Source organism: Symbiobacterium ostreiconchae, from assembly GCF_055396975.1.
The window spans coordinates 3067539-3091700 of the sequence record NZ_AP042454.1 but is presented as its reverse complement, the minus strand read 5'-3'; the positions used below and the strand labels follow the sequence as shown (position 1 = coordinate 3091700).

The 24162-nt window shown below is 69.9% G+C and carries 19 protein-coding genes, 3 tRNA genes and 1 other RNA gene; 14 read left to right on the top strand and 9 right to left on the bottom strand.

Translation table 11 applies throughout. The features are described 5' to 3' along the window. The 4 genes from ruvX to ACZ5UM_RS15035 all read left to right on the top strand — a co-directional run bounded on the left by ruvX (window position 1) and on the right by ACZ5UM_RS15035 (window position 3700). The gene (ruvX, locus tag ACZ5UM_RS15050; protein WP_464845106.1) at window positions 1-435 is read left to right on the top strand and encodes a Holliday junction resolvase RuvX; all 435 of its coding nucleotides are present in this window, start codon (window positions 1-3) and stop codon (window positions 433-435) included. Between the two features lie 56 nt (window positions 436-491). After that, window positions 492-791 (top strand): DUF1292 domain-containing protein, encoded by a 300-nt coding sequence (locus ACZ5UM_RS15045; protein ID WP_464845105.1) that lies wholly within the window; start codon window positions 492-494, stop codon window positions 789-791. 87 nt (window positions 792-878) lie between these two features. Continuing rightward, window positions 879-1934, top strand: a complete 1056-nt coding sequence (gene mltG, locus ACZ5UM_RS15040; protein WP_464845104.1) for an endolytic transglycosylase MltG — start codon at window positions 879-881, stop codon at window positions 1932-1934. 89 nt (window positions 1935-2023) lie between these two features. Beyond that, entirely contained in the window at window positions 2024-3700 is a 1677-nt protein-coding gene (locus ACZ5UM_RS15035; protein ID WP_464845103.1) for a peptidoglycan D,D-transpeptidase FtsI family protein, read from the top strand. Window positions 3701-3716: 16 nt separating this feature from the next. On the opposite strand, the gene ACZ5UM_RS15030 is transcribed toward ACZ5UM_RS15035, so the two are convergent. The 3 genes from ACZ5UM_RS15030 to ACZ5UM_RS15020 form a co-directional block, all read right to left on the bottom strand. Next, window positions 3717-4505: an SDR family oxidoreductase gene (locus ACZ5UM_RS15030; RefSeq protein WP_464845102.1), complete on the bottom strand. Its 789-nt coding sequence runs from the start codon at window positions 4503-4505 to the stop codon at window positions 3717-3719. A 78-nt stretch (window positions 4506-4583) separates the two neighbouring features. Beyond that, window positions 4584-4907: a hypothetical protein gene (locus ACZ5UM_RS15025; RefSeq protein ID WP_464845101.1), complete on the bottom strand. Its 324-nt coding sequence runs from the start codon at window positions 4905-4907 to the stop codon at window positions 4584-4586. A gap of 39 nt (window positions 4908-4946) precedes the next feature. Next, a complete protein-coding gene (locus ACZ5UM_RS15020; RefSeq protein WP_464845100.1) occupies window positions 4947-6056 on the bottom strand; it encodes an NAD(P)/FAD-dependent oxidoreductase in 1110 nt (369 codons plus the stop codon). A gap of 299 nt (window positions 6057-6355) precedes the next feature. On the opposite strand from ACZ5UM_RS15020, the gene ACZ5UM_RS15015 reads away from it, so the two are divergent. The 4 genes from ACZ5UM_RS15015 (at window position 6356) to ACZ5UM_RS15000 (ending at window position 6680) form a co-directional block, all read left to right on the top strand. After that, window positions 6356-6431 (top strand) — tRNA-Phe (locus ACZ5UM_RS15015). A 5-nt stretch (window positions 6432-6436) separates the two neighbouring features. Continuing rightward, window positions 6437-6512 (top strand) — tRNA-Ala (locus tag ACZ5UM_RS15010). Next, window positions 6510-6590: signal recognition particle sRNA small type (ffs, locus tag ACZ5UM_RS15005), an RNA gene on the top strand. The genes ACZ5UM_RS15010 and ffs overlap by 3 nt, the downstream gene beginning before the upstream one ends. Then, a tRNA-Leu gene (locus ACZ5UM_RS15000) sits at window positions 6590-6680 on the top strand. The genes ffs and ACZ5UM_RS15000 overlap by 1 nt, the downstream gene beginning before the upstream one ends. A gap of 504 nt (window positions 6681-7184) precedes the next feature. Here the strand turns inward: ACZ5UM_RS15000 and cimA are convergent. Further along, entirely contained in the window at window positions 7185-8756 is a 1572-nt protein-coding gene (gene cimA / locus ACZ5UM_RS14995; RefSeq protein WP_464845099.1) for a citramalate synthase, read from the bottom strand. A 405-nt stretch (window positions 8757-9161) separates the two neighbouring features. On the opposite strand from cimA, the gene ACZ5UM_RS14990 reads away from it, so the two are divergent. From ACZ5UM_RS14990 to ACZ5UM_RS14975, 4 genes are all read left to right on the top strand, one after another. Further along, window positions 9162-10952, top strand: coding sequence for a M3 family oligoendopeptidase (locus tag ACZ5UM_RS14990; protein WP_464845098.1), 1791 nt, complete (start codon window positions 9162-9164; stop codon window positions 10950-10952). A 235-nt stretch (window positions 10953-11187) separates the two neighbouring features. Further along, window positions 11188-12828, top strand: a complete 1641-nt coding sequence (gene glpA, locus ACZ5UM_RS14985; RefSeq protein WP_464845097.1) for an anaerobic glycerol-3-phosphate dehydrogenase subunit GlpA — start codon at window positions 11188-11190, stop codon at window positions 12826-12828. Beyond that, window positions 12821-14107, top strand: coding sequence for an anaerobic glycerol-3-phosphate dehydrogenase subunit GlpB (gene glpB / locus ACZ5UM_RS14980; RefSeq protein ID WP_464845096.1), 1287 nt, complete (start codon window positions 12821-12823; stop codon window positions 14105-14107). Before glpA ends, glpB begins: the two co-directional genes overlap by 8 nt. Beyond that, window positions 14104-15321: an anaerobic glycerol-3-phosphate dehydrogenase subunit C gene (locus ACZ5UM_RS14975; protein WP_464845095.1), complete on the top strand. Its 1218-nt coding sequence runs from the start codon at window positions 14104-14106 to the stop codon at window positions 15319-15321. The genes glpB and ACZ5UM_RS14975 overlap by 4 nt, the downstream gene beginning before the upstream one ends. 326 nt (window positions 15322-15647) lie before the next feature. Here ACZ5UM_RS14975 and ACZ5UM_RS14970 read toward each other — a convergent pair whose 3' ends face one another. Both ACZ5UM_RS14970 and ACZ5UM_RS14965 read right to left on the bottom strand, forming a co-directional pair. Then, complete coding sequence (locus ACZ5UM_RS14970) at window positions 15648-16469, bottom strand: hypothetical protein (RefSeq protein WP_464845094.1); 822 nt, start codon at window positions 16467-16469, stop codon at window positions 15648-15650. A 474-nt stretch (window positions 16470-16943) separates the two neighbouring features. After that, complete coding sequence (locus tag ACZ5UM_RS14965) at window positions 16944-18218, bottom strand: glycoside hydrolase family 18 protein (RefSeq protein ID WP_464845093.1); 1275 nt, start codon at window positions 18216-18218, stop codon at window positions 16944-16946. A gap of 140 nt (window positions 18219-18358) precedes the next feature. Here ACZ5UM_RS14965 and ACZ5UM_RS14960 point away from each other — a divergent pair, with 140 nt between their 5' ends. Beyond that, window positions 18359-19141 carry a ZIP family metal transporter gene (locus ACZ5UM_RS14960; protein ID WP_464845092.1) on the top strand — a complete coding sequence of 261 codons (783 nt, stop codon included), beginning with the start codon at window positions 18359-18361 and terminating at the stop codon, window positions 19139-19141. An 18-nt stretch (window positions 19142-19159) separates the two neighbouring features. Here ACZ5UM_RS14960 and ACZ5UM_RS14955 read toward each other — a convergent pair whose 3' ends face one another. Genes ACZ5UM_RS14955 through ACZ5UM_RS14945 form a run of 3 tightly spaced genes read right to left on the bottom strand, consistent with a single transcriptional unit; the run spans window position 19160 to window position 23036 of the window. Continuing rightward, complete coding sequence (locus ACZ5UM_RS14955) at window positions 19160-19843, bottom strand: uracil-DNA glycosylase (protein ID WP_464845091.1); 684 nt, start codon at window positions 19841-19843, stop codon at window positions 19160-19162. A gap of 49 nt (window positions 19844-19892) precedes the next feature. Beyond that, window positions 19893-21599, bottom strand: coding sequence for a glycerol-3-phosphate dehydrogenase/oxidase (locus ACZ5UM_RS14950; protein ID WP_464845090.1), 1707 nt, complete (start codon window positions 21597-21599; stop codon window positions 19893-19895). An 18-nt stretch (window positions 21600-21617) separates the two neighbouring features. Then, window positions 21618-23036: an FAD-binding oxidoreductase gene (locus ACZ5UM_RS14945; protein ID WP_464845089.1), complete on the bottom strand. Its 1419-nt coding sequence runs from the start codon at window positions 23034-23036 to the stop codon at window positions 21618-21620. 200 nt (window positions 23037-23236) lie between these two features. Between ACZ5UM_RS14945 and yhfZ the strand changes: the two genes are divergently transcribed. Beyond that, window positions 23237-24139: a GntR family transcriptional regulator YhfZ gene (gene yhfZ, locus ACZ5UM_RS14940; protein WP_464845088.1), complete on the top strand. Its 903-nt coding sequence runs from the start codon at window positions 23237-23239 to the stop codon at window positions 24137-24139. Window positions 24140-24162: the final 23 nt, after the last annotated feature.

Sequence of the window (24162 nt, the reverse complement as noted above, 5' to 3'; positions counted from 1 at the left end):
ATGCGCATTGGCGGGCTGGATGTCGGCGACAAGACGATCGGCGTGGCGCTGTCCGATGAGTTGGGCCTCACGGCGCAGGCGCTGGAGGTCATCCCGCGCCGGTCGCTGGAGCAGGACCTGGCCCGCCTGGGGGAGATTGCCCGGCAGTACGGCGTCGAGCGCTGGGTGGTGGGCATGCCCCGGAACATGAACGGGACCTACGGCCCCCGGGCTGAGCTCACCCGGACGTTTATCCAGCGGCTGGCCGAGCACAGCGGCCTGCCGGTGGAGGCCTGGGACGAGCGGCTGTCCACCATGGCGGCGGAGCGGGTCCTGCTGGAAGCCGACGTCAGCCGGGCCCGGCGGCGGAAGGTCATCGACAAGATGGCCGCTGCCGTGATCCTGCAGGGGTATCTGGATGCCCGGGGTGCGCGCCCGCCGGAATCTTTGGTTTGACAGGGCCACCGGGCTCCGTTAGAATGAGGAATATCTTGGGGATCGGAGTGATTGCCATGAGCCACGATCACGGGCACGAGCACGATGACGAGATCATCATCCTGACGGACGAGGAAGGCAACGAGCACGAGTTTTCCATCGTTCAGGTTATCACCGTCGACGGCAAGGATTACGCCATCCTGCTGCCCATCGAGGACGGCGAAGAAGGCGACGAAGCGGTCATCATGCGCATCGACGAGGAGGACGGCGAGGACGTCCTGGTCGAGATCGAATCCGAGGAGGAGTTCGACCGGGTCGCCGATGCGTGGGAGGAAATGCTGGACGACGAGGAGTTCGAAGAGGAGTCCCAGAAGTAGCCACCCATCGAGCCCTCCGAACAGGAGGGCTCTTTCTTGTGGCGAATAGTGCAAGTATTGCAGTCTACCCCGGAAGGATGGATGCGTTTGTCACCTGCAGCGAAGGTCGCCCGACTGGCTCTCGCCCTGCTCGTCCTGCTCGCTGTGCTTGCAGGCGCTGCCTACGGCGCCCTGCAGTGGGCGCTGGCGCGCCTGGAGCCCGCCGACCCGCGGGGTGAGGCCGTGGAGGTCGAGATTCCGGCCGGGGCCACCACCACCGATGTCGCGGCCATTCTGGCGGAACACGGCATCATCCGGGATGCCGCCGTCTTCCGCTACTACGTGCGGTACCGGGAGCTGGACGGCCAGATCGTCTCGGGCCGGTACGAGCTTTCGGCCGCTATGTCCGCAGACGAGATCCTGACCAAGCTGGTGAACGGCGACGTCATCGTGCGGCGCTTCACGATTCCCGAGGGGCTGACGGTGGCGATGATGGCCGACCTGCTGGAAGAGGCGCAGGTGGTGGAGCGGCAGGCCTTCCTCGACGCCGTCGCGGCCGCCGCCGCAGAGAACCCCTACCTGCCCGCGGGCGCGGAGCTGGTCCAGCCGATGGAGGGGTACCTGTTCCCTGCCACGTACCAGTACCATTCGGGCATCACCGCGGAGGACGTCGTGGCCATGCTCACGGAGCGGTTTGAGGCCGTCTGGACCCCCGATCTCCTGGCCCGTGCCGAGGAGATGGGGCTCTCGGTGCACGAGGTGGTCACCCTGGCTTCGATCGTGGAGACGGAGGCCCGGGTGGCCGCGGAGCAGCCGGATATCGCCGGCGTCTACCTGAACCGGCTGGCCGTGGGCATGCCGCTGCAGGCCGACCCCACCGTCTACTACGCCCTGGGGCTTCCCCGGTCCGAAACCCTGCTGTACGAGCACCTGGAAGTCGATTCGCCCTACAACACTTACCGCTATCCCGGCCTGCCGCCCGGGCCCATCGCCGCGCCGGGGGAGGGGGCCATCCGGGCCGTCCTGTACCCCGCGGCACACGGGTACTACTACTTCGTCGCGAAGAACGACGGCTCCGGCGAGCACTACTTCGCCGAGACCTATGAGGAGCATCTGGAGAACATCGAACGGGCGGAGGCCAACCTGGCTGCCCGGCAGCCCTAGCCGAGGCGGGCCGGTCCCCGGCCGGCACATGGAACATAATGTATAGCGAAGAACACCTCGGGAGATCATCTCCAACGAGGTGTTCTTTCGTGCGTATACGGATGGTCCGGCGTATGTTCGTGCTCAGCGTGGGCGCCCTTCTCTGCCTCAGTGCGCTGGGCGTGCGGCTCTTCCACCTGCAGATCCTGCAGGGACCGGCGCTGACCCGGCAGGTGTTCAGCCAGCGCACCGAGCGGCTGCCCCTGCAGATGCGCCGCGGCGTGATCTACGACCGTTACGGCGTGCCGCTCACCGATCCGCAGTCGACCTGGGGGCTGGCCGTCTTTCCCCGGCTCTTCGGCGACCCGGCGGAGGTGGCGCCGGTGCTGGCCGAGGCCCTGGGTGAGGAACGCGCGGCGGCGGTGCTGGCGTACGTGCAGCGGCACCACGAGGCGGCCTGGGTGATCGAGGGGCTTTCCGCCTCGGCCGCCGAGCGGGTGCAGGGGTACATCGAGGCCGGTCAGCTGCCGGGCGTCGCCGTGGGCCCCACGGGGTGGCGCTACGGCCCGGGTTCCCTGGCCCGCCACGTGGTGGGCTTCGCCAACGCCTCGGGCGGCTGGACGGGCCTGGAGCTGGCCTACGATGACGCCCTGCGGGGCGAAAACGTGCCCTACCTCGTGGCCAGCTACCACGGGCGCGGGGGTCCGCTGTTCGACGAGCCGGTGCAGGTGGTGCAGCCCCGGGATCCCGACGCCAAGGAGCCCCACGACGTGCACACCAGCCTGGACGCCCGCATCCAGGCGGCGGTGGAGCTGGAGATGGACCGGACGCCCCACCCCGACGGGGGGCCCCTCCGGGCCGCGGTGGTGGTGATGGATGTGGCCACCGGTGAGCCACTGGCCATCGCCTCCCGCCCCAACTTCGACCAGGCCCGCTTTGCCGCGGAAGATCAGCTGCGCAACCGGGCCCTGACGCCGTATGAGACCGGGTCCGTGTTCAAGCCCCTCGTCGCGGCCGCGGCGCTGGAAGCCGGCGCCGTCTCGCCCCAGGAGCTGATCGAGTGCAGCGGGACCTACCGGCTGGGCGACCGCACCTTCCGGGACGTCGCCGGAACCGTCACCGGACCGGTGACGCTGCGGGAGGCGATCGCCCGCTCGTGCAACACCGCGTTCATCCGCATCGGGTACGAGCGCCTGGGCGCAGAGCGGCTTCTGGAAGCGGCCCGCCGTTTCGGGCTCGGTGAGCCGACCGGGGCGCTGCCCCCGGGGTTCGAACCGGTGGCGCCCCTGCCCGATCTCCGTTACGGCGGCGACGTGGCGCAGCTGAGCTTCGGCCAGGGCGGCCTGCGGGCGAGTCCGCTGCAGGTGGCGCGAGCCTACACCGCCATCGCCAACGGCGGGGTGCTGCACCCGGTCCGGCTGGTGTCCAGCGTGAAGACCAGCGACGGCGAGGTGCTCTTCCGCCCGCGGGCGGCCGCCCCCCGCAGGGTGATGAGCCGCGAAACCGCCGCCGAGCTGCAGGAGGCGCTGCTGGCGGCGGTCGTTCCCGGGGGCGGCGGGACCGGAGAGGCGGCGTGGCTGGAGGACGTCGGCGCCGCAGGCAAATCAGGCTCCGCGGACACGATGCTGGACGGCCGGCCGGTCACCCACGCCTGGTTCGCCGGCTGGTTCCCCGCCCGCAGGCCGCAGTACGTCGTGGTCGTCCTCATCGAAGACGGACAGGCGGGCGGCGCCCACGCCGCGCCGCTCTTCCGGCGCATCGCCGAGGCGATTCTGGCGCTGGACTGACGGCGGCCGGTGAAGCCTACAGGCTCAGGGTCATGCCCCCGTCCACGTGAATGGCCGAGCCGGTGATGTACGAGGCCGCTTCGCTGGCCAGGAAGGCGACGACCTGGCCGAACTCCTCCAGACGGCCGTAGCGGCCGACGGGGATCCGGCTCCACGTCTCCCGGCGGACTTCCTCAACGGTGCGGCCGGTGCGGGCGGCGATCCCCTGGTCCAGAGAATCGACCCGGTCCGTGTGAATCCGGCCGGGCGCCACGGTGTTCGCGGTGATGCCGAACGGGGCGACCTCACGGGCCAGGCTCTTCATCATGTTGGTGACGGCCGCCCGCAGCGAGTTGGAGAGGATGAGATTCGGAATGGGCTCCTTGACGCCGCTGGAGGTGATGTAGATCAGCCGGCCGAAGCCCCGCTCCCGCATGGAGGGGATCGCCGCCCGGCTGAGCCTCACCGCCGGCATGAGCAGGGAGTCGAAGGCCGTCTGCCAGGCGTCGTCGTCGAAGTCGAGGAAGCCGCCGGCGGGCGGACCGCCCGCGTTGGCGACGACCACGTCCACCCGCTGAAACTCGCCCAGCGCGGCCGACACGAACCGATCCAGCTCTGCCTTGCGAGTGACGTCTGCCGCCAGCGCCAGGACCTTCCGACCGGTCTCCTGGCGAATCTGTTGGGCTGCGGCGGCGATCGCTTCTTCGCTGCGGCTGCAGATCGCGAGATCACATCCTTCCCGGGCCAGGGCCATGGCCGAGGCAAACCCCAGCCCCTTGCTGGCGCCCGTTACCCAGGCTACCCGACCTTCTAACCCAAACTGCACCCAAGACACCCCTTTCCTCATATCGGGACAATAGAGAGCGGGAGCACGCACCTGCTGACAGGCGACGGGCTCCCGTGTTTATGAGCTTCCTTCGACGTGCAGCATCTCCCGGGCCGCCTGAAGCGCGGCGAGTTTGGCGGTCAGCATCTCGATGTCGCTTTCCAGAGATGCCAGCGCCCGCTCGGTGGAGTGCAGGACTTCCTTCAGCGAGGCGACTTCCTGCTGGATCGCCTTCTGATGATCCGGTGAGAGGAGCGTCAGCGTCGCCAGGGTCTGTTCCAGGCTGGCCTGGTTCGCCAGCAGGATCTCGCGCTCGGCCTTCTTGGCGATCAGCTGTTGCTCGACCTCTTGGATCTTGCTCGCAAAGAAGCCGACCGCATCGAAGAATGGAATATCTGGCATAGTCCCCTCCGGGTAATGGTCATCCGCTGTTCCTTCATTTTACACCGGCTGGCGAACCCCGTCTACAGCCGCGGCGCCCCGCAGGTAGCCGATGGAAGCCCTCCAGCCCAGCACCCGGGCCACCCAGGCGAGCTCGGTCATCCGCTTGAGCCACCCCGGCAGCAGCCCCCGGAGCATCAGCGAACCTACGATGCCCACGGCCCTGCCCTCGCCGACATCGATGAGCAAGCCTCTGCTGCGCAGCGGTGCGGGCGCGCGGCCGGAGAGGTGGGCAGCCAGGGCCCGGCCCTGCTGAAGGGCGAACTGGGCCGACGGCGTGTGGCCCGCCGCGCAGTCGCCGATGACGTAGACGTCGGGCAGCGGGGTGCGGAAGCCGGGCCCCACGATGGCCCGGCCGGCCCGGTCCGTGGGCAGGCCGAGCGCCGCGATCAGCGGATGCGCCCGCACGCCGCAGGCCCACACCATGAGTCCGAACGGCAGCGCCGTGCCGTCCTGCAGGTGCGCCAGACCAGGCGTCACGCGCGACACCGGGGCGCCGGTGATGACGTTCACGCCGAGCAGGCCGAGCCGCCTGCGCGCGGCGCGGGCCAGCCGGGCCGGCAGCCCGGGAAGGAGGGAGGGGGCCGCCTCGACGAGCGTGAGGGAGCGCGCCCCCGGGCGCCGCAGGGCCAGGTGGGCGGCGAGCTCCACGCCGGTCAGCCCGCCGCCTGCGATGACAAGGGGCTCGTCCGGCGGAAGGGCGGCCAGCCGGTCCCGGATGGCCACGGCGTCCTGCAGCCCCCGAAGCGTCTGGCAGTGCTCCCTGACGCCGGGGACGGCGAAGTCGTGGTCCACACTGCCCAGGGCCAGCACCAGGCGGTCGTAATGCACGGGGCCCGCGGTGGTCTCGAGCCTCCGGGCCTGGAGGTTGCCCCCCAGCACCTCGGCCCGCAGGAAGCGCACGCCGTCGATCTGGTCGAAGGGGAGGAGGATCGATTCGGCGCTGCGGCTGCCTGCCGCGACCTGATGGCTCTCGACGAGCATGGTGTGGTACGGGTTCTTATCGATCAACGTGATGGGCGTCTTCCGATCGTACCGGCGCAGCTGGCGCACGAAGGCGAGACCTGCGTATCCGCCGCCCACCACGAGAACAGAGCGTGCCTGCTGCATAAGCAATGCCTCCCGCCAAGGATTGTGAACCGCTTCACAACCAGCGTACGCCAACGGTGTGGGATTGTCAACATCATTGTTGAAAAAGTCCTGGCTCGGCGTGATGATCCTGCAGGCAGAAAAGGTCCCGTTGACAGCGGGGCACAGATCTGAAAGAATCTCGGTAGACGATCGTACGCCACTGCTGAGTGGATCCGTTCGGATCGACGAAACCAGCGCTGCCGGAAATTCGGACTTGAACTCGCGCCCGGTGATGCGGTAACATATAAACTCGCCAGGCAGTGATGCCGCGGCGCCACGGCCCGGTAGCTCAGTTGGTAGAGCACGCGACTGAAAATCGCGGTGTCGCCGGTTCGATTCCGGCCTGGGCCACCACAGATGGGGCTATAGCTCAGTTGGGAGAGCGCTTGAATGGCATTCAAGAGGTCAGGGGTTCGACTCCCCTTAGCTCCACCAGTCCGCTAGCGACCCTGCGGAAACGCGTCAGGGCCGGAAGGCAGCAGCGCACCGTCGGGTCGCTAGGTGGACAAACCGCAGATGTGGCGGAATTGGCAGACGCGCACGGCTCAGGACCGTGTCGGGTAACCACTCCCGGTGGGAGTTCGAGTCTCCCCATCTGCACCATCCGCGAAGAACCGACCCCGCCGCTTGCGGCGGGGCCGGTTCTTTTTGCTGGTGCGTCCGCCCTGATGAGGTCATGGCCGTCCATCACGGGTTGTTCGGCTTCGCTGGTGACGAGGCGGCGGCGCTCCTCTTTGTTCGACCTGGTTGGTGACGGGTTGGCGCCGCTCTTGTCTGTTCGGCTTCGTTGGTGACGAGGCGTCGGCGCTCCTCTTTGTTCGGCCTGACTGGTGACGGGTTGGCGGCGCTCCTGTCTGTTCGGCTTGGCTGGTGACGGGTGGCGCCGCTCCTCTTTGTTCGGCCTGGCTGGCGATGGCGTACCCGATCCGGTCAAGGGTCGGCCGCCACGGGATGGGGCCTCCTGCGAAAGGCAGGCGCCCTTCATCACCAGCGAATGCGAACAAACGGTATGGCCATGGGGAGCACCATGCCACCCCCGCTCCGACCCGGCCCCGGCCCCGCCCAGACCCTGCCCCGGCCCGGGCCCGGCCCGGGTCAGGGCGCCTGTCATCCCTGGGCTGCCGCGGCCGGGGTACGCACCCCGTTCCGGAACACCAGGAAGTAGGCAAAGCTGTCGGTGAGCGCCTGCCAGGACGCCTCCAGAATGTTCGTCGAGGCGCCCACCGTCGACCAGCGCTCCTCGCCGTCGCCGGATTCGATCAGCACCCGCACGACCGCGCCGGTTCCCTGGGAGCCCTCCAGCACGCGCACCTTGTAGTCCAGCAGTTCCATCTTCGCCACTTCCGGGTACACCTCGGTGAGCGCCTTGCGCAGCGCGCGGTCCAGGGCGTGCACCGGGCCGTTGCCCTCCGCGGCGGTGTGGACCACTCGGGCGCCCACCCGCAGCTTCACCGCCGCCTCGCTCTCGGCCGGGCCGCCGGAGCCCCCGGTGACCATCAGCTTCACCCCGAGCACCTCGAAGGGGGGCTGCCCCTTGTAGGTGAGCAGCGCCACCGAGGCCTCGGCGCCCTCGTACTGGAACCCGCGGTTCTCCCGCTCCTTCACCTTCTGGATCAGCTCGGCGGCTTCAGCCGGAGTGAGCTGGTCGCCGAAGAACGCCAGCACGTTGGAGCGGCCGCCCACGTCGGAGACCAGCACCCGGCGCTCGTTGCCCACTGTCTCCGGGGGAAGGTGCTCGTACATGGCCGGATCCTTCAGCAGCGCGCTCACGTGCACCCCCGCCTTGTGGGCGAAGGCGTTGCGGCCCACGAAGGGCTGGGCGTCCCACGGCGGCAGGTTCGCCACTTCGCTCACGAAGCGGCTGGTCGCCGTCAGTTCGGCCAGCTTGCCCTCGGGGAGGCAGCGGATGCCCATCTTCAGCTCCAGGTTGGGGATAATGGCACAGAGGTTGGCGTTGCCACAGCGCTCGCCGTAGCCGTTGATCGTCCCCTGCACCATGGTCGCCCCGGCCTTCACCGCAGCCAGGGTGACCGCGACGCCGAGGCCGCTGTCATCATGCGCATGGATGCCCAGCCGCACGCCGGGCAGCTCGGTCGCCACACGGCGGACGATGTCGGCTGCCTCCTCGGGCAGGGTGCCGCCGTTGGTGTCGCAGAGCACCACCCAGTCCGCCCCGCCGGCCACTGCCGCCCGCAGGGTGGCCAGGGCGTACTCGGGGTTACGCTTGAACCCGTCGAACAGGTGCTCCGCGTCGTACACGACTTCCCGGCCCTGCTGCTTCAGGTAGGCCACCGACTCCCGGATCATCCGCAGGTTCTCTTCGAGAGTGGTGCCGAGTCCCCGGGTGACGTGGTAATCCCAGCTCTTGCCGAAGATCGCTACGACCTCCGTGCCGGACTCCACGAGGGCCCCCAGAGTGGCATCCGCTTCGGGCCTGTTGCCCGCCCGGCAGGTGGATCCGAACGCGACAGCCTTCGCGCCCCGCAAGGGCCGCTCCCGCAGGAGACGGAAGAACTCGCCGTCCTTGGGGTTGCTTCCCGGCCAGCCGCCTTCGATGTACGGGATGCCGAGGCCGGCGAGGCGGTGGGCAATCCGGAGTTTGTCCTGGCTCGAGTACGAGATGCCAGCCCGCTGGGACCCGTCGCGCAGGGTCGTGTCATACAGGGTGACAGCCAACAACCTCATTCGACCTCCTCAGGGCAAAATCGAGAAGCCCCCGTCCCTGTGTCGGGACGGGGGCTTCCAAGCCACCGCGGTACCACCCGGACTTGCCGCGCAGAGGCGGCCGCCTTTGCCGGCACCGTGACCGATGCCGCCTCCCGCTAACGGGGGAGGACCGGCCACGCCTACCCCTGGCGGGGCTCGGGTGGCGGCTCGAAGGGGATGTTCGCCGGAGCCGCCGTGCGGACCTCGCAGCCAACGGCCCGCTCTCTGGGACGGTCGGGAGTCCGGGTACTCGTCCTTCTCATCGCCTGCAACAATCATAAGTATTTACCGACCAATTTAGCCGCAGGGAATCGACCTGTCAAGTCCGAATCTCCAAGAGGTATCCTGCGAACGCTTCGGAGGGAGGACGGGTACATCGTGCAGCAACGCCTGAACCAGACGTGGGACCTGGATGTCTTCTTCCCCGGGGGCAGCGCATCCCCCGAGTTCAAGCAGTTCCTGGACGACCTGGCCGAGGACGTATCCGGTCTGAAGCAGCGGCTCGAAGCGACGAAGGTGCCTGCCGCCGCCGCGGAGCTCGACGGGTGGAAGGCGCTGCTCGACGACTTCCAGAATCTCACCCGGCGGCTGCGCCAGGCGGGCGCGTTCGTCTCCTGCCTCTCGGCCCAGGACATGGCCGACGAGGGGGCAAAGCTGCTCCAGGGCCGGGTCACACAGATCCGCGCCGCGATGGGCAGCGCCACGACCCTGTTGGACCACCAGCTGACCCAGATGCCCGAGGACGTGTTCGAGGCGCTTGTGCAGCGGCCCGAGTTCGCGGAAATCATCCATCCCCTGCGTGAACGCCGGGCCCGTGCGGCGATGCTGATGGATCCGCAGCGGGAGTCCCTGGCCGGCGACCTCGCCGTGGACGGGTACCACGCCTGGGGCCGTCTCTACAACGAGGTCGTGGGGCGCATCCGCATCCCCTGGGAGGTGGACGGCCGGACTGTCCACCTGTCGGCGGGGCAGGCGGCGAACAAGCTCCACGACCCTGACCGGTCGGTGCGGGCCGGGCTCTTCGCCCGGTGGGAGAAGGCCTGGGGCGAGCAGGCCGACCTCATCGGCGCAGCCCTGAATCACCTGGCCGGCTTCCGGATTCAGCTGTACAAGCACCGGGGCTGGGACTCGATCCTCGCCGAGCCCCTGGAGAACAACCGTATGAAGGCCGAGACGCTGGAGGTCATGTGGGAGGTTATCGACCGGAACAAGGGGATCTTCGTCGAGTACCTCAACCGCAAGGCCCGGCTCCTGGGGCTGGAGAAGCTGGCCTGGTACGACGTGGACGCCCCGCTGGGCGGCGCGGCCGCGAAGATCTCCTACGACGACGCGGCGGACTTCATCGTCGAGCACTTCGGCCGCTTCTCGCCCGATATGGCGCAGTTTGCCCGGAAAGCCTTCGAGGACCGCTGGATCGAGGCCGAGGACCGGCCGGGCAAGCGGCCCGGCGGCTTCTGCACGTCCTTCCCGCTGAGCCGCCAGTCCCGCATCTTCATGACCTTTGCCGGTACGGCGTCCAACGTGGCCACCCTGGCCCACGAGCTGGGCCACGCCTACCATCAGTCGGTGATGAACGACCTGCCCCAGCTGGCGCAGGGATATGCCATGAACGTCGCCGAGACGGCCTCGACCTTCGCCGAGCTGCTCGTGAGCGATGCGGCGGTGCGTGCGGCACAGAGCGATGAGGAGCGGCTGCCGCTCCTGGCCGACAAGGCCGAGCGGGCCGTGGCCTTCTTCATGAACATCCACGCCCGCTTCCTCTTCGAGACGCGGTTCTACGCCGAGCGGGAGAAGGGGCTGGTGCCCACGGCGCGGCTGAACGAACTGATGGTGGAGGCCCAGAAGGAGGCGTACCGCGGCGCCCTTTCGGAGTACCACCCGCACTTCTGGGCGTCGAAGCTGCACTTCTACCTCACCGCGCAGCCCTTCTACAACTTCCCCTACACGTTCGGGTTCCTGTTCAGCTCCGGCGTGTACGCCCGCGCGCTGGAGGAAGGCCCGGCCTTCGCCCGCCGGTACGTCGATCTGCTGCGGGATACGGGGCGGATGCGGGTGGAGGACCTGGCCGCCAAGCACCTGGGCGTCGACCTGACGAAGCCGGACTTCTGGCAGGCGGCCGTCGACGTGTCGGTCGCGGACGTCAAGCAGTTCCTGGCCCTCACCGAATAGCGCTGACGGGCCGCCACCGCACAGGCTTTGGCACGTTCGGACTATCCCGATTAGGTCCTTCGCCTCCTGCGGAAGCGCCCGGGGCTGTCGTACAATGGCCGCGGAACACAAAGCGAAAACGGTTCCGGCCGCTGTGCCGGAACGCGGGCGCTGAGACGCGGAGAGTCGCCCCACCAGGGCATGCCCCACCGGGTATGCTCCTGGTGGGGTTGTTCGCGAAAGGGGGAGCGGAACCGTGCTGCAAGCCATCGTCATCGGCGGCGGAGCCACAGGCGCCGGCATCCTGCGGGATCTGGCCCTGCGCGGCATCAGGGCCGCGCTCGTGGAGCAGGGCGACCTGGTGCACGGCACGTCCAGCCGGTACCATGGCCTCTTGCACAGCGGCGGCCGTTACGCCGTCAAGGACCCGGAATCGGCCCGGGAGTGCGCCGTGGAAAACGAGATTGTCCGCCGGATAGCGCCGTTTGCGGTGGAGCCCTGTGGCGGCCTGTTCGTCCGGTTGGAGCAGGACGATCCCGCCTACGCCGCGCAGTGGGTCCGCGCGTGCAGGGAAGCGGGCATCCCGGTGGAGGAGGTGGACCTGGCCAGGCTCCGGCAGGAGGAGCCCCTGCTGGCCCCCTCGGTGCGGGAGGCCTATGCCGTGCCCGACGCCTCGGTGGACGGCTGGCGCCTGGTGCAGGGGAACGTGGCCGCGGCGGAGGCGTACGAGGCCCGGGTGCTGACCTACCGGCGGGTCGTCGGGCTGCTGATGGAGGGCCGCCGCGTGACGGGTGTCCGCCTGCTGAACGTGGCCACGGGCGAGGAGGAGCGGCTGGAGGCGGAGCTCGTCATCAACGCCGCGGGGGCCTGGGCCGGGCAGATCGCGGCGATGGCCGGCGCCCCGCTGGACGTGGTGGCCGACCGCGGGGTACTGCTGGTTTACCACGGCCGGCTCACCAGCCGGGTCGTGAACCGGCTCCGCAAGCCCGGAAACGGCGACATCTTCGTTCCCACCGGCAGCGTGACCCTTCTCGGCACCACGGCCACGCCGGTCCCCGATCCCGACGACATCACCGTCCCCCCCGAGGAGGTCGAGGAGCTGAAACGGCTCGGAGCGGAGATGCTCCCGATGGCGGCCACGGCCCGCATCCTGCGGGCGTTCGCCGGGGTGCGGCCCCTCTTCGGGGCGCGCGCGGGCAGCAGCACGCGCGAGATCTCCCGGGGCTTCGTGGTGCTGGATCACGCGGCCGAGCACGGCGTCGCAGGGCTGATCTCGGTGGTGGGCGGCAAGCTGACCACCTACCGGCTGATGGCCGAGAAGGTGGTGGACGTGGCAGCGGCCCGCCTGGGGGTGACGGTCCCGTGCCGCACGGCGGAAGAGCCGATCCTGCCGCCGCCCGACCCGGACGCCGTCCGGCGGCTGGTCCACCTGGTGGGCCGGGACCTGGCGCAGGCCGTGGCCGACCGGCATCCGGCGTCGCTGCCGGAGATCGTCGGGGCCATGGAGCAGCCCGGCGGCCGGCAGGTGGTCTGCGAGTGTGAGCAGGTGACCGCCGGCGAGCTGGTCGGCACGGCCCGGCAGCTGGGGTCGCCCTCCCTGGGCGACCTGCGCCGGCGGACCCGGCTGGGCATGGGCACCTGCCAGGGGGGGTTCTGCGGCTACCGCGCGGCGCTGCTGTTGGTCCGCGAGGGGATCGCCGGCCCCGAGCAGACGCCGGCGCTGCTGGCCCGGTTCCAGGCGGAGCGGTGGCGCGGGGTGCGGGGCGGCCTGGGCGGACTGGAGCTCCGGGCGGCAGAGCTCAATTACGCGCTGGCCCGGGCGCAGCTGGCCATGGAGCCCCTGGCGTCCGGGGGGACGGACACGACGCTGCAGTTGGGGGGTGCGGGCCATGACTGAAGTGATGATGGGTGCGCCCCGCTTTCGCGGCCGGGTGCGCCGCCCGCAGGTGCTGATCATCGGCGGCGGGCTGGCGGGCATGACCGCTGCGCTGGCCGCCCGGCGCGCCGGCGCCTCGGTTGCGGTGGTGGCCGAGGGCGCAGGGGTGCTGGAGCTGGCCTCGGGCTGCATTGACCGTCTGGCCGTGCCGGTGGATTCGCTGCCCCGGGAGCACCCGTACCGCCTCCTGGGCATGGAGGCCGTGGATGCAGAGCTGGACTTCTTCCAGAAGGCGATGGCAGAGGCGGGCTGGCCGATGGAACAGGGCGGCGGTACCCCCGGCGACGGAGCCGGCGGAGACGGGGCGTACGTGGTTACGGCGCTCGGCGCCCGGCGTCCGACGTGGCTGGTGGGTCCCGGAATGGCCGCGCCGCCCCTGGGCCGGCCGCTCTGGGTGGTGGGGTTCCGCGGCCTGCGGGACTTTCACCCGGCGGTGGTGGCGGCGGGCCTGCGGCAGGCCGATCCGGCCGCGCCCGTCCTGTGGGGCGAGGCGGAGCTTCCGGGCTCACCCGACGAGGTCCACCCCGTTGCGCTGGCACGCCGGCTGGAGGACGAGGGCTTCCGCCGCCAGGTCGTCGAGCGGGTGATGCAGATCCGGCCCCGGGAACTGGCCGACGGGACGACCGTGCTGTTCCCCGCCGTGCTGGGCCTGTCGGGCGCGCGTGCGGTTCAGCAGGCGTTTGCCGAGGCGCTGGGCATGCGGGTCACCGAAGTGCTGCTGCCCCCGCCCTCGGTGCCGGGACTGCGGCTGGCGGAAGCCCTCCGGCGGGCGCTGCACCGGGCCGGCGTCGATGTCGCCCTGGGCGCCCGGGCCGTCGAGGCCAGGCGGGACGGCGGTCGCATCCGGCAGGTGGTCACGGCCGGACCCGGCGGGCGGATTACCTACGAGGCGGAGGCCTACGTGCTGGCCACCGGCGGCCTGCTGGGCAACGGCCTCACCGCGGAGGGCCGGGAGGTGCGCGAGCCGCTGTTCGGTCTCCCGGTGGCGGTTCCGGCAGGGGAGTGGGCCGATCCCCGCTTCCTGCCTGCGGACGGCCACGCGTTCATCCGAATCGGGGTGACCGCCGACCAGCGGCTGCAGCCGCCCGGATTCTCCAACCTGTTCGTCTGTGGGCGCGCCCTGGCCGGGTACGACCCGTACGCGGAAGGATGCGGCGGCGGCGTCGCCGTGGCCACCGGCGGGGTGGCGGGCCGGGAAGCCGCGCGGCTGGCGGTGCGAGCAGGAGGTGAACCGCGGTGATCAACGAGTACGATGCGTGCCTGAAGTGCACGGTCTGCGAGATGCACTGCCCGGTGATCCGGGTGGCGCCCGAGTTCCCGGGTCCGAAGAACGGCGGCCCGGGGCTGGCCCGGCTGCGGGCGGCCGGTGAGGTGGCCGAGCTGGATCATCTGGACCTCTGCCTGGGCTGCCGCACCTGCGATACGGTCTGTCCGTCGGGCATCCGGCCGGCCGAGCTGATCGCCGCGCCGAAGATCGAGCGGGTGAGCCGCCAGGGGCTGCGCCTGCGGGAGTGGGTTCTCACCCACACGACCCTCTTCGGACCGCTGGCGGTGCGCATGCCGGGGCTGACCAATGCCGTCCTGGCCAACCGGCCGGTCCGCTGGACGATGCAGAAGGTGCTGGGCATCGATGCCCACAAGCCGATGCCCAAGTACGCGAAGGGTTCCTTCCGCTCGTGGTTTGCGCGCCGCCTTTCTCCGTGGAAGGACCGCCCGGCGCCCAACGGTAAGGTGGTCTACTTCCACGGCTGCTCGGTGCAGTTCATGGAGCCGCACATCGGCCGCCATGTGGTGGAGGTGCTGGAGCACAACGGCTTCGAGGTGGTGCTGCCCCGGCAGAAGTGCTGCGGGCTCCCGCTCATCGCCAACGGCGACCTGAGGGAGGCGGCCGGCAACGGCCGGTTCAACCTCCAGCACCTGCGGGAGTGGGCGGAGCAGGGCATTCCGATTGTGGTCAGCTCCACCTCCTGCTCCCTGACACTGAAACACGACTACGCCCACGTGCTCGGGCTGGATGGCGCAGAGGCCGTGGCTGAACACGTCTACGACCTCTCCGAGTTTCTGATGGCGTACCATGAGCAGGGGCTCCTGCGCACCGACTTCCGCCCGATGCAGGAGCGCCTGCCCTACCACCAGCCGTGCCACCAGCGGGCGCAGGGCCTGGGGCTGCCGGCCGTGGACCTCCTGAACCTCATCCCCGGGGTGGAGGCGTGGAACATCGATGCGGGATGCTGCGGCTCCGCGGGAACGTACGGGTTCAAGGAGGAGAAGTACGGCGTCTCCATGAAGGTGGGCGAACCGATGCGGGACGCGCTGATCACCGTCGGAATTCCCCGGGCCGTGTCCGACTGCGAGACCTGCCGCTGGCAGATCGAGTACCAGGCCGGCGTTCAGGCCGTACATCCCATCAGCGTGCTCTGGGAGGCTTACGGCCTGGGCGACACGGGCAGGTGACGGGCGCGCGGGGATGCCCGCTGGGGTGCGTGGAGGTATGGGTTGTTCGGCTTCGCTGGTGATGAGGGCCGGCGGGTGGCCGTCCCCGGTGGTCCTCCCGGCTGGCCTGCCCGGGCTGGCAGCACGCAGTCTGGCTGCCGGTGCCGATTCAGCCTCGATGAGACCGCCGAGGTCACCGGGCCTGTGCCCGGAAACGCCCGCCCCCGCCGCTGGAAAAGCGGCGGGGGCAATTGGATCTCCGATCAGGCGCGGTCCATCATCCCGGAGGAGCAATCCGAGATCCTGCCAGATGCGGACCTGCCGGACGGTGCTTCCGTCCCCTCGCATCAGGCTCCGTTTTGGCTGCTTTCCCTCCGGATGATCCAGCTGAGCCATGCGAGGTAGCGGTGGAGGTAGCGTGTGGCGACGCCGTGGAAGCCCAGGAGCCAGCCGCCCAGAGACCCGTGGAGCCGGTCCAGCGCGCTGAGCAGGCGGCGCTCCTGCGGGTTCCGGCCCGCGAAGGAAGAGCGGCAGATGCTCACCGGAAAGCCAAGGCGGCGGCACACCTCATCGTAGGGGCCACGGCTGGCAATCAGGACGCTCGCACCCGGCGCGAGCATCCGGGAGAGATGGGGCATGAGCGATTCCGCCGTGGGTTTGCCGTTGCCCGCGATCTGCATGGCGAACTCGTTTCCGTTGGTCGCCAGCAGCACCCGCGTGGGGCGCGCGTCGATGCAGTAGCGGAAGACCGGCGCGCCCGGTACGCATCGGGCCCGGCTTTCGGGCCCGTCTCCGAAGGCGCTGGTGTCGCCTCGCTTCAGGCGGCCCCATCGGCTGTAGTAGCTCCCCGGTCCGGTGGAGGAGCGGCTTCCCTTTTCGGAATAGGGGACGAAGGCGTGGCCGAGGGCCACCGAACCCTGGACTGGCGCCTCCTCTTCGCCGCACAGCGCCTGTATGAAGAGGTGTCGCCAGCGGAAAGCGGTGGTGAGGTGAACGCCCAGTTGGACCGCGACCCGGCGGAGCGGGATGGCGGCCGTCATCACCTGCTTGTGCAGCTCCCACTCGGCTCGCTTGCGCAACCGCGCCTCCGGCGTCCCCGTGGTGGGGTTGAAGCTGCGGCTGCACGCCTTACAGGCGTAGCGCTGAACGCGTGTCCCGTCCTTCCGCACGAAGGAACCCCTGCCCACCACCCGGGCGTGGCCGCAGTGGGGGCACGCCGGCCTTGCACCGGCCGCGGCCGGCGCAGTTGGCTTGAGGTGGGGAGGCGGATTCGCGGATCCCGGTTCCAGCCGGCAGAGAGGGACAGCCGCCATGGAAAGAAGGAACCCCCTGGAATGGAAGTTGTTCCCATTATAGGCGAACAACTGTTTCTCTGTCAAGCCCCGAGACGAGCGTGAGTTCGGGGCGGCGACCCGCGGCCCGCCCATCGCCAGCGAATGCGAACAGCCCATATAGGCGGGGACCCGGGTAGAGGGCAAGATGGGCGAGGGCCCGCTGATCGCACGGCCCGCACGTGAACGGGCCGAACGCACAGCCCGTACGGGCGTGAACCCGGGACACCTGCCGGGGGACGCGACGGAGCGAACGCCCCCGTGCAGACAGAACGGCCCCTGCGCCGCAAGGGGCACAGGGGCGTCGGGGCTTCAGCGCAGGCGCCGGACCCGGAAGTTGTCCTGCAGGAGCGGCAGGTTCTGCGGGAAGGGGTTGCCCAGCACCCAGTAGCTGACCCCGCGCAGGCCGTACTCCTTCACCGTGTCGAACTTCGCCTGCAGGCTGCGGGCGTCCTCGAACCAGACGATGTGCTCGTTGCCCTGGGCGTCCCAGTAGGTGTAGAAAGGCGACTGGGCGTCCTCGTCGTACTGGATCCAGGCCCCGACATCGATCGCCCGGTTGGTGGCGGCCACGGGGGAGAAGGTCTCGGCCCGGGTGACGCCGCGTTGGTACGGCAGGCGCCAGTCGCGGCCGTAGGTGGGAATGCCCATCAGGATCTTCTCCCGGGGGATGGCCGTCACCGCGTAATCCAGCACCTGCCGGACCTGACGCAGCGGCGCGATAGCCATGGGCGGGCCGGTCACGTAACCCCACTCGTAGGTCATGATGACCACGAAATCGCAGACCTCGCCATGCACGGGATAGTCATGCGCCTCGTAAAGCAGCCCGGGCTGCCCGGCCCAGACCTTGGGCGCGACGGCCGTGGAGAGGCTGCGCCCCTCCGCGTGCAGCCGGGGCCGGAGCCGGCGCAGGAAGTTGTTGTACGCCTCCCGGTCGGACGGGTAGACGTATTCGAAGTCGACGTTGAGACCGGCGTACCCCTGCACCCGGAGGATGATCACCAGCTCGTCGATGGCCCGCTCCACGGCCGCCGGGTTGTTGAGGAACGCGCTGGCCAGGTCGGAGCTGAACGTCGACCCGCGGAAGTTGGTCAGCGTCAGCAGGGCGGCGGCCCCGCCCTGGTGGGCGGCGTCGATGAAGGACTCCGCCCTGGGTGGCACGACGTCGCCATCTTCCGTGATGGCAGCGCTGAACATGGAGATGTACGTGAGGTAGGGTGCCGCTTCCGCGGTGGGGGCCACGTTGCCGGTGGCCAGGTTGGCCTGGTAGGCGTTGGCTTCGATGACCGGCCGGGTCCCCCGGGGAATGACCAGGCTCTGCCCGGGGTAGATGAGGTTGACGTTGGTGAGGCGGTTCTCCCGGGCGATGGCATCGACGGTGGTGCCGTACTGGGCCGCGATGCGCCAGAGGGTCTCTCCGGGCCTCACGACGTGGCGGCGCTCCGTCGGGATCAGCAGGGCCATGCCGGGAACCAGGCGGTTGGGATCGCGCAGGCCGTTCAGGGCGGCCACCTGCTGCACGGTGACGCCATAGCGGGTGGCGATCTGCCAGAGTGACTCGCCCGGCCTGACAACGGCTATCTCCATCGGCTTCACTCCCTCGCACCCATCCTATGCCTCCGAGAGCCCGAGGGTCCGCAGGGGGCGGGGCGTGCGGATGACCAGAACGTGCTGTTTCGGACTACTGGTCCATCGTGGTAAGATGCATCCGGGAGGTCGGTTAACCGATGGAGCTATTTATGCAGGCAGATCCCATCGTCCTCGGCCTGTTGGCCAGCCTGGCGGCCGGCCTCGCGACGGTGCTCGGTGCGGTCCCGACGCTGATCACACGGTCGATCTCTCCGCGCATTCAGGACGGCATGCTCGGCATGGCCGCGGGCGTGATGCTGGCGGCCACGATCTTCAGCCTGCTGGTTCCCGCGATGGAGCACGCCGGCGGCGGGCTCAGGGGTGCGCTGGTGGCCGGACTGGGCCTCTTCCTCGGCGGGGTCTTCCTCGACCTTGTGGACCGCTACTCCCCGCACCAGCACTTCATCAAGGGGCCGGAGGGGGGCGCCGCCAGCTCGTCGCTGCAGCGCATCTGGCTCTTCATCATCGCCATCACGATCCACAATTTCCCGGAGGGGCTGGCTGTCGGCGTCGGCATCGGCAGCGGCGACCTGGGAAGCGGACTCAGCCTGGCCATGGGCATCGGGCTGCAGAACATCCCCGAGGGCATGGCGGTGGCCCTGGCCCTGCTTTCCGAAAAGTACACCCTGGGCCAGGTCTTCCTGATCACCCTGCTGACCGGCCTGGTCGAGCCGGTGGGCGGGCTGCTGGGGGTCACGGCGGTGACGCTGGCCCATCCCATCCTGCCCTGGGCCCTGGCCTTCGCCGGCGGCGCGATGCTGTTCGTCATCAGCGACGAGATCATCCCCGAGACCCACGAGCGCGGCAACGAGCGCACAGCGACGTACATGCTGCTCCTGGGATTCGTCATCATGATGCTGCTGGATACCACTCTCGGGTAGCCGCCGGCACCCGCAGCGCTAGGAGAGTTCGTCCACCAGGCTGCGGGCCCGTGCGAAGATCTCCTGCCACATCACCGGGGTGAGCACCCCGGTGTTTGTGTTCTGCCGGCTGGGATGGTAGCTGCAGAGCAGGACGGGCAGGCCGGGCGTGCGGTACTCGGCGCCGTGGCGGAACACGGGCCGGCCCAGGTCGTATCCCTGGGCGCGCCGCAGCCGCACGTAGGTGTCGAAGGCGATCCGCCCGAGGGCCAGCACCACCCGCACCTGGGTGAGCAGCGCAAGCTCGGCCTCCAGGTACGGCCGGCAGGCGGCGAGTTCGGCGGCGCTGGGCTTGTTGTCAGGCGGGGCGCAGCGCACGACGTTGCTGATGTACGCCCCGGTGAGCCGCAGGCCGTCATCGCGGCTGACCGACTCCGGCTGGCTGGCGAAGCCGAACTGGTGCAGAGCGCCGTACAGCCAGCGGCCCGAGTCGTCGCCGGTGAACATGCGGCCCGTACGGTTGGCCCCGTGGGCGCCCGGCGCCAGGCCGAGGATGAGAAGTCGTGCCTCCGGGTCGCCGAAGCCGGGCACGGGGCGGGCCCAGTACTCCTGGTCCCGGTAGCGCCTGACGCGCCGCTGCCCCACCTCGGCGCAGTAGGCGCGGAGGCGGGGGCAGTGTTCGCAGGCGACGACGGCCGTATGCAGTTGATCCAGGCTGTGCACACGGGACAGGTCCAACGGCGGATTCAACGGCTTATGCGGATTCAACGGCTTATGACGGTTCATGGAGCACAGGTTCTACAGAGGCCGCCCGGCTCCCTGCCGCCGCCGGGCCGGCGCCACCGGGGCGGTGCCTGTCCGCCAGGGCCAGGTAGGCCTCCAGTTCGGCAGCCCGCCTCGGCTCGCTCCATCCGAGCAGATCGGCCATGATCCGCGCGGCCTCGGGCGCCGCGGCCCTGCCCTGATCGTCGCTGAACAGCAGGAGGGCCGACCGGCGGTCCATGAAGTCGCTGAGGGTCATGGCCATCTCCTGCTCCACCGCCAGGCGCACCTCGCCCCGGAGGGCGGGGGTGCCGGGCGCCAGGGGCTGCAGCCAGGCCTCGTCCTGCTGGCCGTAAGCGAGCAGGGTCTGCATGCCCTTGCCGTAGAGCCAGGCGATGCGGTCGGTGATGGCCCCCGGGATGCCGGCGGCGTCGTACTCCCGGATCATCCGGTCCCGGAAGGCGCTGTATGTGGGCGCATCCACGTCCGCGCCCGGCAGCGGCACCTCGGCGGTCCGCCGGTTGTCGCCCAGGTCGCGGCCCAGCTCCCGGGCCACCTGCGCCATCACCCGGTTGCCCATCTGCCGGTAGGTGGTCAGCTTTCCGCCGACGATGGTGAGCAGCCCCGGCCGGATGCGCCAGACCTCGTCGTGGCGCGACGTGTCCCGGGGCGTCTTCCCCGGCTGGGCGATGAGCGGGCGCACCCCCGCCCACGTGGCGAGGATGTCGTTGTCGGTGATGTCCGCCTCCGGGAAGGCGTGCTGCACCAGGTGGAGCAGGTGGCGGACGGCGGCCTCGTCCGCTCCGGGGCGGTCGATGTCGCCGTCGTACGGTACGTCCGTGGTGCCCACGTAGACGTACTGCCAGCGGGGGATGGCGAACCCCATCGTGCCGTCGGGGAGCCGGAGCGTGACGGCGCCTGCGACAGGCAGCCGCTCCGCCCGGAAGAGCAGGTGGATCCCCTTGCTCAGCAGCAGCCCCTTGGGCCCCTTCAGCGCATTCTGGGTCAGGGTCTGCTCGGCCCACGGACCCGTGGCGTTGACCACGACCCGGGCCGAGACGGGGAAGGCGTCTCCGGTGAGTTCGTCCTGAAGGTGCACGCCGACAACCCGCTCCCCCTCGCTGCGGAACCCTGCTGCACGCACGTGGTTGGCCACCGCGGCGCCGAACTCGGCGGCCGAGCGGGCGTTTTCCATGGTGAGCCGGGCATCGTCGGTGATGTACTCGCCGTAGGCGATGCCGCACTTCAGCGGCTCCCGGAGTCCCGGCGCCCAGGTGAGCACCGTCTCCGCGTCTACCAGCCGGTGCTGCTCGGCCGGCGTGACCCCCGCAAGCCAGTCGTAGAGGGAGAGGCCGGTGCGGTAAAAGAGGGTGCTGTCGCCCTGGAAGATGGGGAAGAGGAAGGGCAGCGGGTGCACCAGGTGCGGGGCGATATGGCGGAGCACCGCCCGCTCCCGGGCGGACTCCCTCACGAGCCGCACTTCGCCGTGCACCAGGTAGCGCAGCCCGCCGTGCACCAGCTTGGACGAGCGGCCGGAGGTGCCGTGGCCGAAATCCGCCTTCTCCACCAGCGCCACGTTGAGGCCGCGCAGGGCGGCATCCCGGGCCAGGCCGGCCCCGGTGATGCCTCCGCCGACCACCAGCAGGTCAAAGGTCTCTTCAGCCATCCGCCGGAGCGCCGCCGCCCGGCCCGCGGGGCTGAAGGGATGCAGGGTCATGGTCACCATCTCCTTCCGCTACGAACGGGGCAGGAGTGTTCCCGGGTTCATGATGCCGTTGGGGTCCAGGACCTGCTTCAGCCGCTGGAGCAGGGGCCAGGCGGTGCCCAGCTCCTCCGGCACCCAGCGGGCCCGCAGCTTGCCGATGCCGTGATGGTGACAGATGGTGCCGCCGCACTCCCGGGTGATGGCCATGACCCGCTCCCAGACCGACCAGTAGACCCGCTCGACCTCGGCCGGGTCCCGGGGCGGCTGGGCGCCGAAGATGAAGTAGAGGTTGGTTCCCTGGATGTAGCTGTGGGAGGAGTGGCCCATGATCACCAGCAGCTCGGGCACCTCCGCCTTCAGCCTGGTTGTGACCTGTTCGTAGATGTCGGCGATGCGGGTCCAGGGGGCGGCGACCTCGATGGTGTCGACGATGATGCCCATGCTGATGTACTGGTCGAACTCGTGCACGTCGTTGCGCCGCTCCAGCCACAGCTCCACCGGCCGCTCGCCCATGGGGCGGCCGCCGCCGGCCCGCACGATCTCGTCCAGCGCCGCGCCCTCCACCTGGGCGTAGCCCGCCGGTCCCTCAGAGAGCAGGATCAACAGCGCCTCCTCGCCCGGCAGGGTGTCCTGCAGAAGCCGCGCGGCCTCCACGAAGTCGATCAGCCGCACCACCGCCGGCTTCCACCCCGCCTGCATGAACCGCTGGATAATCGCCAGCCCCTGCCGCATCGAGGGCACGGCGTAGCCCTGCATCCACCGGTCCTCGGGCTTGGGGAAGAGCTTCAGCGTGACCTCGGTGATCACGCCGAAGGCCCCCTCGGACCCGACCCAGAGCTGGCGCAGGTCGGGGCCGACCGCCCGGCGGGGCAGGTACTCGACGCGCATGACCTCGCCCGAGGGGAGCACGGCCTCCAGCCCGGCCACCATGTCCTCGATGTTGCCGTACTTGGTCGAGAACTGCCCGGCGCTGAAGGTGGCCACCAGGCCGCCCACCTGGGCGACGTCGATGGACTGGGGGTAGTGGCCGGTGATGAAGCCCCGCTCGTTCACCCAGGCCTCCAGATCCGCCAGGAAGACACCGGGCTGCACCGTCACGGTCATGTTCTCCGCATCGAGGCGGAGGATCCGGTTCATGTCGCCCAGGTCCAGCACCACGCTCTCCGCCTCGGGCACGGCCCCGCCGGTTACGCCGGAGCCGCCGCCGTATGGCACGACGGGGATGCCGCGCGCGTTGAGCCACGCCAGGGCCCGGGAGACCTCATCGGTGCTGCGGGGCCGCAGGACCAGGCGGGGGAGGACGGGCTCCGCCCCGACGACCCGCTGCACCAGCCGCAGGGGCCACGTATCCACCGACCGTTCCGCCAGCCGTTGGGGATCCGTGATCACCCGGTCCTCGCCAAGCAGCGCCGTGAGTTCCTGCACGAGGGTCTGCGCATCCAGCGTCATGGCGTCACTTCCTTCCTCGATAGTCCCGCTGGCAGGCTTCCGCAAAGCGTACAGAAACCTGTACGATCTCACAAACTCAAATTGCCCGAATCGCGGATCGCCACATAGAGCCTTCGCCGTTGCGTGCGAAAGTTCCTTCTTCTAGACGACCCCCCCGGATGCCCTGTCCATGTTATGCTATGTGCGGGAGGTGTGAGTCCGTGCTTCACCGGTACGGTTCGGTGGCTGTGGAGCTGGCACGGCGGCTCGCGGCGCACCGGGTGGGAGACCGGCTCGCGTCGGTGGGGGAACTGGCCGCCGAATTCGGGACGGGCCGCGGCACGGTGCAGGCGGCGATCAAGCTTCTGACCGACGAGGGCGCCGTGGAACTGGAGCGCCGCGGCAGCCTCGGCTCGTTCATCGCGAAGCTGGACTACCCGAAGCTGATGGCCCTCGCCGGGCTGGAGACCGTGATCGGCGTCATGCCTGTAGCCTACTCGCTCCACTTCGCCGGGCTGGCCACGGGGCTCACCCGCATTTTTGCCGGCGCCGGGGTGCCGCTGGTGCTGGCGCAGGTGAGGGGCGGCAAGAGCCGCATCCAGCTCCTGCGGTCCGGCCGCTGCGACTTCGCCATCGCCTCCCGCATGGCGTGGGAGGCGGAGGCCGCGGCCGGCGACTTGCAGCTGGTGCTCTCCTTCGGGCCGGGCACGAGCGTCGGGGAACACGTGCTGCTGGTCCGGGAGGACGCCGAGGGCATCGCCGACGGCATGCGGATCGGCGTGGATCCCGCCTCGCACGACCACATGCGGCTGGCCCTGGATGAATGCCGGGGCAAGGCGGTCGAGATGGTGGAGATCTCCTACGCCCAGGCGATGTCGCTGCTGCTCACCGGCCAGATCGACGCCACCGTGTGGGACGGCGGTGCGCCGCTGCTGGCCCCCGGCCTGAAGCGGCTGCCGCTGCGCAGCCAGGCCGCCAGGGAGGCGGCGGACACCGAGGCGGTGCTCCTCACCCGGGCCCGGGATGCGTCACTGGCGGCAATCCTGCGCGCCCGCATCCGGCCGGAGGCGGTGGTCGCCATACAGCGGCGGGTGCTGGCCGGTGAGGAACTGCCCTCTTTCTGAGTGCGCCCCTGGCCGGCACAGGT

What these genes read in the sequence shown, in the direction of transcription:
- ruvX (WP_464845106.1), top strand. Translation starts at nt 1, where the DNA reads ATGCGCATTGGCGGGCTGGATGTCGGCGACAAGACGATCGGCGTGGCG.
- ACZ5UM_RS15045 (WP_464845105.1), top strand. Translation starts at nt 492, where the DNA reads ATGAGCCACGATCACGGGCACGAGCACGATGACGAGATCATCATCCTG.
- ACZ5UM_RS15025 (WP_464845101.1), bottom strand. Translation starts at nt 4,907, where the DNA reads ATGCCAGATATTCCATTCTTCGATGCGGTCGGCTTCTTTGCGAGCAAG.
- ACZ5UM_RS15020 (WP_464845100.1), bottom strand. Translation starts at nt 6,056, where the DNA reads ATGCAGCAGGCACGCTCTGTTCTCGTGGTGGGCGGCGGATACGCAGGT.
- glpB (WP_464845096.1), top strand. Translation starts at nt 12,821, where the DNA reads ATGACTGAAGTGATGATGGGTGCGCCCCGCTTTCGCGGCCGGGTGCGC.
- ACZ5UM_RS14965 (WP_464845093.1), bottom strand. Translation starts at nt 18,218, where the DNA reads ATGGAGATAGCCGTTGTCAGGCCGGGCGAGTCACTCTGGCAGATCGCC.
- ACZ5UM_RS14960 (WP_464845092.1), top strand. Translation starts at nt 18,359, where the DNA reads ATGGAGCTATTTATGCAGGCAGATCCCATCGTCCTCGGCCTGTTGGCC.
- ACZ5UM_RS14950 (WP_464845090.1), bottom strand. Translation starts at nt 21,599, where the DNA reads ATGACCCTGCATCCCTTCAGCCCCGCGGGCCGGGCGGCGGCGCTCCGG.
- ACZ5UM_RS14945 (WP_464845089.1), bottom strand. Translation starts at nt 23,036, where the DNA reads ATGACGCTGGATGCGCAGACCCTCGTGCAGGAACTCACGGCGCTGCTT.